The sequence below is a fragment of the Kitasatospora sp. MY 5-36 genome (assembly GCF_001182915.1).
In the GTDB taxonomy this organism is placed as follows: Bacteria; Actinomycetota; Actinomycetes; order Streptomycetales; family Streptomycetaceae; genus Kitasatospora.
Window position 1 is genome coordinate 1 of the sequence record NZ_LFVW01000674.1, and the last position, 6,082, is coordinate 6,082.

Here is a 6,082-nt window from a genome sequence, read left to right on the forward strand (position 1 = left end):
GGGGTCGCGCCGGGGTGCGAGCCGGGCGCGCGGGCCGCCCGGGCTCAACCGGCGGTCGCCGGCCCCCGGAACGCGCGCTCCAGCGGGCGCAGCGCCCGCAGTACGAGCAGGAGCGGGATGACGCCGAAGACGCCGAACGACATGTCGATGAATCGCCATGCCAGCGGGATCCCGCGCAGCGGGCCGCAGATCAGCGCCAGCGGGATGACGGCCCCGCAGGCCAGCGCGGCCCAGCGGATCACCCAGATGTTGCGGACCGGGTCCTTGAGCGGCCCCCAGAAGGCGGCGGCGATCACCAGGTGGGCGAAGGCCAGCCAGTCGGTGCCGTAGGCCAGGAAGGGGTACCGCGCGTTGGTCTCGGCGACGCCCGTGTGGACCCGGTCGATCCAGGCCGTCGCGCCGGGGAGGTGATCGCTCAGCGGGGCGGCCGGGCCGGCGGCGAAGTCCGCCAGCCAGCGGGTCTCGGTCTCCAGCGGGAACGCGGTGAGACCGCTGAGCACCAGGCAGACCAGGAAGAACCAGAGCCACCGTCGGACCTTGCGAAGGATGACCGCCGAGTCGCCGTCCATCTCGCACACCTCCATGCCGAGCATGCCGAAGTGCAGGCGGAGCCTTGTCCCGCCTGCGCGGAACCGACTCTAGACCTATCTTTTGAACGTGTTCAACTAGCCTTCGGGGTGGGTGGGGCCCAGGCGGGGCCCAGGCAGGGCCCAGGCGGGGACCGGCGGAGTCGGCGGGAGGGTGGTCGGGGGCGCGCGAGGGTGGGCCGGGGCCGGATCGGGGGCTGGAGGGGAACCGGTCGCGTCGGCGGGAAGGGTGGCCGGGGCCGCACCGGCCCGGGCCGGAGTCGTGCAGGGGGCGGCGGCGGCACTGCCCCGCCCCGAACGCAGCGGTGCCCGGGCTCCGCGGAACCCGGGCACCGACGGCGGCCAGTGCGCCGCGTACGGCCGTTACGCCGTGTAGGTGTACGTCACCGGCGCGCTGGTCCCGCCCGCCGTGGTGACCGTGACGTCCACCGGCCCGGGCTGGGCGCCCGCCGGGGCCGTGGCGGTGCAGGCGGCCGGGCCGCAGGAGACGTGGGTGGCCGGCACCCCGCCGAAGGCCACCGACCCGTACGTCAGGTTGCTGCCGAACAGGTACACCCGGGTACCGCCGGCGGCCGGGCCGGAGGTGGGAGAGACGCTGCTGAGCACCGGCGCGGCCGGGGCCGGCGGCGGGGCGCCGGTGTAGTCGAAGGTGACCGGAGCCGCGGCCGTGCCGCCGGGCGTCACCACGCTGACCGGGGCGCTGCCCGTGCCGCCCGGGGTGGTCACCGCGCAGGCGGTGTCGGTGCAGCGGCCGGGGGCCGGGACGCCGCCGACCAGCACCATGCCGTTGGCCAGGTTGCTGCCGCTGACGGTCACCGCGGTGCCGCCGGTGCCCGGGCCGGTGGCCGTGTCGAGGCCGGTGACGGCGGGGGCGGCCTGGACGGTCGCCGGCAGGGAGCTCTTGCTGCCGAGGTCGTAGCCGGAGACGTGCCCGGTCGGGTCGGTGTCGTTCGGGTTGGCGACCGTCGCGGTGATCGCGCCGACGATCGGCACGCCGGGCGTGGTGGCCAGGTTGAGCTTCATGAAGTTGTAGCTCCTGACCGGCCGGGTGCCGGTGAACACGGCCTCCAGGTGGCGGTGGTCGGGGGAGAGGGCGGTGGTGAAGGTGTAGTCCGCCGGTGCGGGGAAGAACATCGCACCGTCGGTGGTGACGCCGGGCGGCAGGTCGAGGGTGATGTGGGTCGGCCCGGTCAGGTCCGTGGTGCCGGCGACGGTCCAGGACACCGACATGTTTCCGGTGGTGAAGAACCCGCCGGGGTAGTTCCCGCCCTGCGAGACGGTCACGTGCTGGGCGGAGGTCGGGACCGCCGGGGTCGCGGCCTCGGCGGTGGCACCGGTGGCGAGGACGGCGCCGGTGGTGAGGGTGGTCACGGACAGCGCGGCGGCGAGGCCCGCTTTGGCCAGTCGGGTGATCATGGGTCGATCATCACCGAACCGGTGCGCGACCCTCACGGTTTTCTCGAATACCGGTTCGGGAATGGCGGAATCCCGTCGAAACCACGTTCCGAATCCGTCACCCGAACCGCCGCCCACCTGCCGCTCCGCCCGCCCGCAAGGTCCGTTTCGGTCGAACTCGGTGCGAACCTCTAATCTTGTCCACCGTGACCGCCATCGCAGACCCGCCCATCGAGCCCGGCCTCCGACCCCCGGCCGGCCCGGCCGCCGCGCGCCCCGCGCCCGGCCCCGCCGCCGACGAGGGCCTGGCCCGCCGGCTCAAGGCGCTGGCCTGCACCGCCCCGCTGCACGACCTGGACAACCGCAAGGTCAACCTGGCCGGCGAGTACGGCGGCTACGCGATGGCCGAGGTCGGCCTCGCCGCGATCGACCTGGTCACCCTGCACATGGACTTCGACACCGGGGCCGACCGCGAGATAGTGCTCGCCCGGCTGCTGCCCCGGGTCGCCGCCCAGGCCGTCGGCCGTCCCGCCGTCGAGCACGAGCGGGTCGCCCGCTGGGTGCTGGAGTCGCTGATCAACGTCGGCAGCGTGGACCGCGGCTTCCGCGCCGTCTACGGCACCTTCGGCGCGGACGGCGAGTACGTCCGCCGCGACTACGACTTCAAGCTGATCGAGGAGGTCCCCGGCCCCGACGGCGGCGTCTACCTGCGCACCACCGACGAGGCGGTCAACGTCCTGGTCGGCGCGCTCGACACCGACGTCACCTCGGCCCAGATCGCCGCCGAGGTCAAGCTGGAGGTGCTGATCCGCCGCGGCCGCCTGGCCGACGCCCAGCTCGCCGCCGAGCAGGCCCGCTACCGCACCGTCCAGTACGCCGAGACGCTGCGCCGCGCCCTGGACGCCACCCGCCGCAACGTCCGGGCGGTGGACTGGATGCGCGCCATCCCCGATCTCATCGAGGAGGCGCTGGACCACATCGCGGACCGCTACCGGCACGAGAACGCGATTCTCACCAACATCCGCAAGGCCCGCGACGAGGCCGAGGACCCCGAGCACAAGCGCCGCGCCGCCGAGCTGGTCGACATCGTCAAGGACTGCATCCGCCGCCACACCCAGCTCCAGACCCGCCTGCTGGAGGCCGGCCCGCTGTTCCGCGCCGAGCAGGACCGCCAGGCCTTCGCCGCCCCCGGCGCCCGCAGCGGCATCGACCTCTACGGGCAGCTGCTCGCCCCCGTGCTGCGGCTGCCGATAGAGCAGGCCGTCCGCCCCACCGGCGCGTTCTTCGCCCGCGGCGCCGGTCTGCGCACCCCGGTCTCGGTGCGGGTCGCCGACCTGGTCGACCTGCTGCTCACCCCGCCGGTCGAGCGCGAGCACCTCGGCGCCGAACTGCCCGACCCGGACCTCGTCGCCACCCCGGACGACAGCCGGTTCTCCGAGGCCCAGCTGGAGTCCGCGATGCTCCTGCTCGACCTGCCCCCGGACGCCCCCCGCCGGCTCTCCGGCCTGCTCGCCGACGCCCGCAAGCAGGACCCGGACCTGCCGTACCTGGTCGCCCTGCTCGCCGTGCACGCGGCCAGCCCGCCGGTCGGCACCGCCTACCGCCAGGGCGAGGAGCGGCTGCTGTTCGCCGTGGACGACGGCACCCCGCTGCGCGACCGGGAGTTCGGCGGCGCCGACCTGATCGTCGGCAGCGCCCTGCTCGACGCGGTCGGCATGGCCGCCGACCGCAAGGACGCCGGCTGACCGGCCGGGAGCACACGTTGCCGGGACCAACCCCGCCGGGACCAACCATGACGAACCGTAACCACCGCGCCACCCCCGAGGAGCACCGCCCGTGACGACCCACCACGACACGTCCTGGGCGGCCGAGACCGAACCCGCGGCCCCCGCGCCGATCACCCCGGCCGACGTCGCGGACGCCGCCCGACTGGTCTCCTTCGGCCTCCAGGCCAAGCTGCTGCCCGCCCGCGACGCCGAGTACGCCGACCTGGTGCGCCGCCACCGCGAGGACCCGCCGTTCGCCCGGCTCGCCGACGCCATCGCGACCGGCATGGGCCTGGTCGTCCTGGAGGTCTCCCCGCGGGCCGGCATGGCCGTGGCCGCCGCCGAGGACTCGCTGTTCGCCGTCCGGATGGGCGACTACTCGCGCCGCGCCGCCTCCGAGTCCACCGACCGCTTCCTGCACGGCCTCGCCCACCTGGCCGTCGCCGCGATGGCCTTCCCGCGCCCCGAGGACCTCGCCGACGACGGCTACCTCGGCCGGATCACCGTCAACGGCGTCGACTCCTTCGTCCGCCAGGCCTGCCGCCGCCTGGAGGAGCAGGCCGACGCGGACGGCGCCAACACCGACCCGGCCTCCGACGCCCCCGGCCTGGAGGCCGCCTGGCGGGTCTGGGCCCGGCGCACCGCCACCGGCGCCACCAAGGACGCCCGCCGGCTCTCCGGCTCCACCATCGGCATCGTCGCCAAGGCCGTGCTGTTCCTGGTCGACTCCGGCTTCCTCCAGAAGGTCTCGGACGACTCCGGCGGCACCTACCGCACCACCGCCCGCTACCAGCTCCAGGTGCGCGACCTGGCGGGCAGCGCGGCCATGGCCGAACTGCTCGACCTCGGCATCGTCCCGGTCTCCGACGGCACCGCCAGCCTGCTGCCGCCGGACACCGGCGACGAACTGGTCGCCGACGCGGGGCTGCCGTTCCACTCCCTCTGAGCCCCGGCGCCCGGAGCCCCCCCGCTCCGGGCCCACCGCGCCGGCCCCGGCCCACCCGCCCCGATCCGGCCCGCCGCCCATCCCTCACGCCACGCAAGCCACGGAGAACAGCCGCACATGTACGAGCTCAACCGGGTCCGCCTCTACTCGATCGGACCGGCCGGCGCCCGCTACGCCGACACGGTGCTCGACCTGCGCGGCGTCGGCGAGCCGGTCGCCGACCCGGCCCCGCAGCAGATCGGCCTGTTCGGCGAGGAACCCGACGGCCCGGTCCGCCGCCCCGCCCCGGCCGGCGTGCTCTTCCTGGAGAACGGCGGCGGCAAGTCCGTCCTGCTCAAGCTGATCTTCTCGGTCATGCTCCCCGGCCACCGCAACACCCTCGGCGGCGCCAGCTCCGGCGTGCTGCGCAAGTTCCTGCTCGCCGACGACTGCGGCCACGTCGCCCTGGAGTGGCAGCACACCGTCACCGGCGAGCCGATCGTGGTCGGCAAGGTCAGCGAGTGGCGCGGCCGCCAGGTCTCCTCCGACCCGCGCAAGTTCGCCGAGACCTGGTACTCCTTCCGCCCCGGCCCCGGCCTGACCCTCGACTCGCTGCCGGTCGCCGAACGGGTCAGCCTGGCCGGCGACCAGAAGGCCCGCGGCCGCCGCCGCACCATGAAGGGCTTCCGCGACGCCCTCACCGAGGCCGGCAAGGCCCACCCGCACCTCGACCTGGTCTTCGAGGACGGCCACGACCGCTGGACCGAGCACCTCGGAGAGCTCGGCCTCGACCCCGAACTCTTCCGCTACCAGCGCGAGATGAACGCCGACGAGGGCGAGGCGGCCGGCCTCTTCGCGGTCAAGCACGACAGCGACTTCACCGACCTCCTGCTGCGCGCCGTCACCGACACCCGGGACACCGACGGCCTCGCCGACCTCGTGCACGGCTTCGCCGCCAAGCTCGGCCGCCGCGCCGAACTCACCGCCGAACGCGACTTCACCGCCGGCTCGCTGGACCTCCTGGAGCGCATCGCCGAGGCCACCACCGCCCGCGAGACCGTCCGCGAGGCCCACCGCACCGCCGAGCGCCGCACCCGCCGCCTCGCCCACGCCCTCGCCTCCCGCGCCACCGCCGAACGCGACCGCGCCCAGGACCTCGCCATCGAGGTCGCCGCCGCCGCGAGCGCCGTCACCGCCGCCGAGGCCGACCGCACCCGGCACAGCCTGATCACCGACGAACTCACCCACCGGCACGCCACCCTGAGCCTCACCGCGGCCACCGCCGAGGCCGCCGCGCTGCGCCGCGAACTCATCGACGCCCGCACCCTGCACTCCGCCTGGCAGGCCGCCGAGGCGGTGCTGCGCCAGCGCGCCGCCGCCGACCGGGTCGCCCGGGTCGCCGCCGCCAT

General features: G+C 75.1%; 4 protein-coding genes and 1 pseudogene. 3 read left to right on the top strand and 2 right to left on the bottom strand.

Annotated elements, in window-relative coordinates; genetic code table 11:
- Positions 1 to 44: 44 nt before the first annotated feature.
- Together AE652_RS33295 and AE652_RS49335 are read right to left on the bottom strand one after the other, a co-directional pair.
- Positions 45 to 569 carry a hypothetical protein gene (locus AE652_RS33295; protein WP_049658426.1) on the bottom strand — a complete coding sequence of 175 codons (525 nt, stop codon included), beginning with the start codon at positions 567 to 569 and terminating at the stop codon, positions 45 to 47.
- A 381-nt stretch (positions 570 to 950) separates the two neighbouring features.
- A complete protein-coding gene (locus AE652_RS49335; protein ID WP_049658419.1) occupies positions 951 to 2,003 on the bottom strand; it encodes an IPT/TIG domain-containing protein in 1,053 nt (350 codons plus the stop codon).
- 185 nt (positions 2,004 to 2,188) lie between these two features.
- On the opposite strand from AE652_RS49335, the gene AE652_RS33305 reads away from it, so the two are divergent.
- From AE652_RS33305 to AE652_RS33315, 3 genes and pseudogenes are all read left to right on the top strand, one after another.
- Complete coding sequence (locus AE652_RS33305; protein ID WP_369808353.1) at positions 2,189 to 3,727, top strand: hypothetical protein; 1,539 nt, start codon at positions 2,189 to 2,191, stop codon at positions 3,725 to 3,727.
- A 91-nt stretch (positions 3,728 to 3,818) separates the two neighbouring features.
- On the top strand, positions 3,819 to 4,694 hold the full coding sequence (locus tag AE652_RS33310; protein WP_049658421.1) for a hypothetical protein: 876 nt from the start codon (positions 3,819 to 3,821) through the stop codon (positions 4,692 to 4,694).
- Between the two features lie 117 nt (positions 4,695 to 4,811).
- Positions 4,812 to 6,082, top strand: a pseudogene (locus AE652_RS33315) (hypothetical protein); the annotation flags it as partial.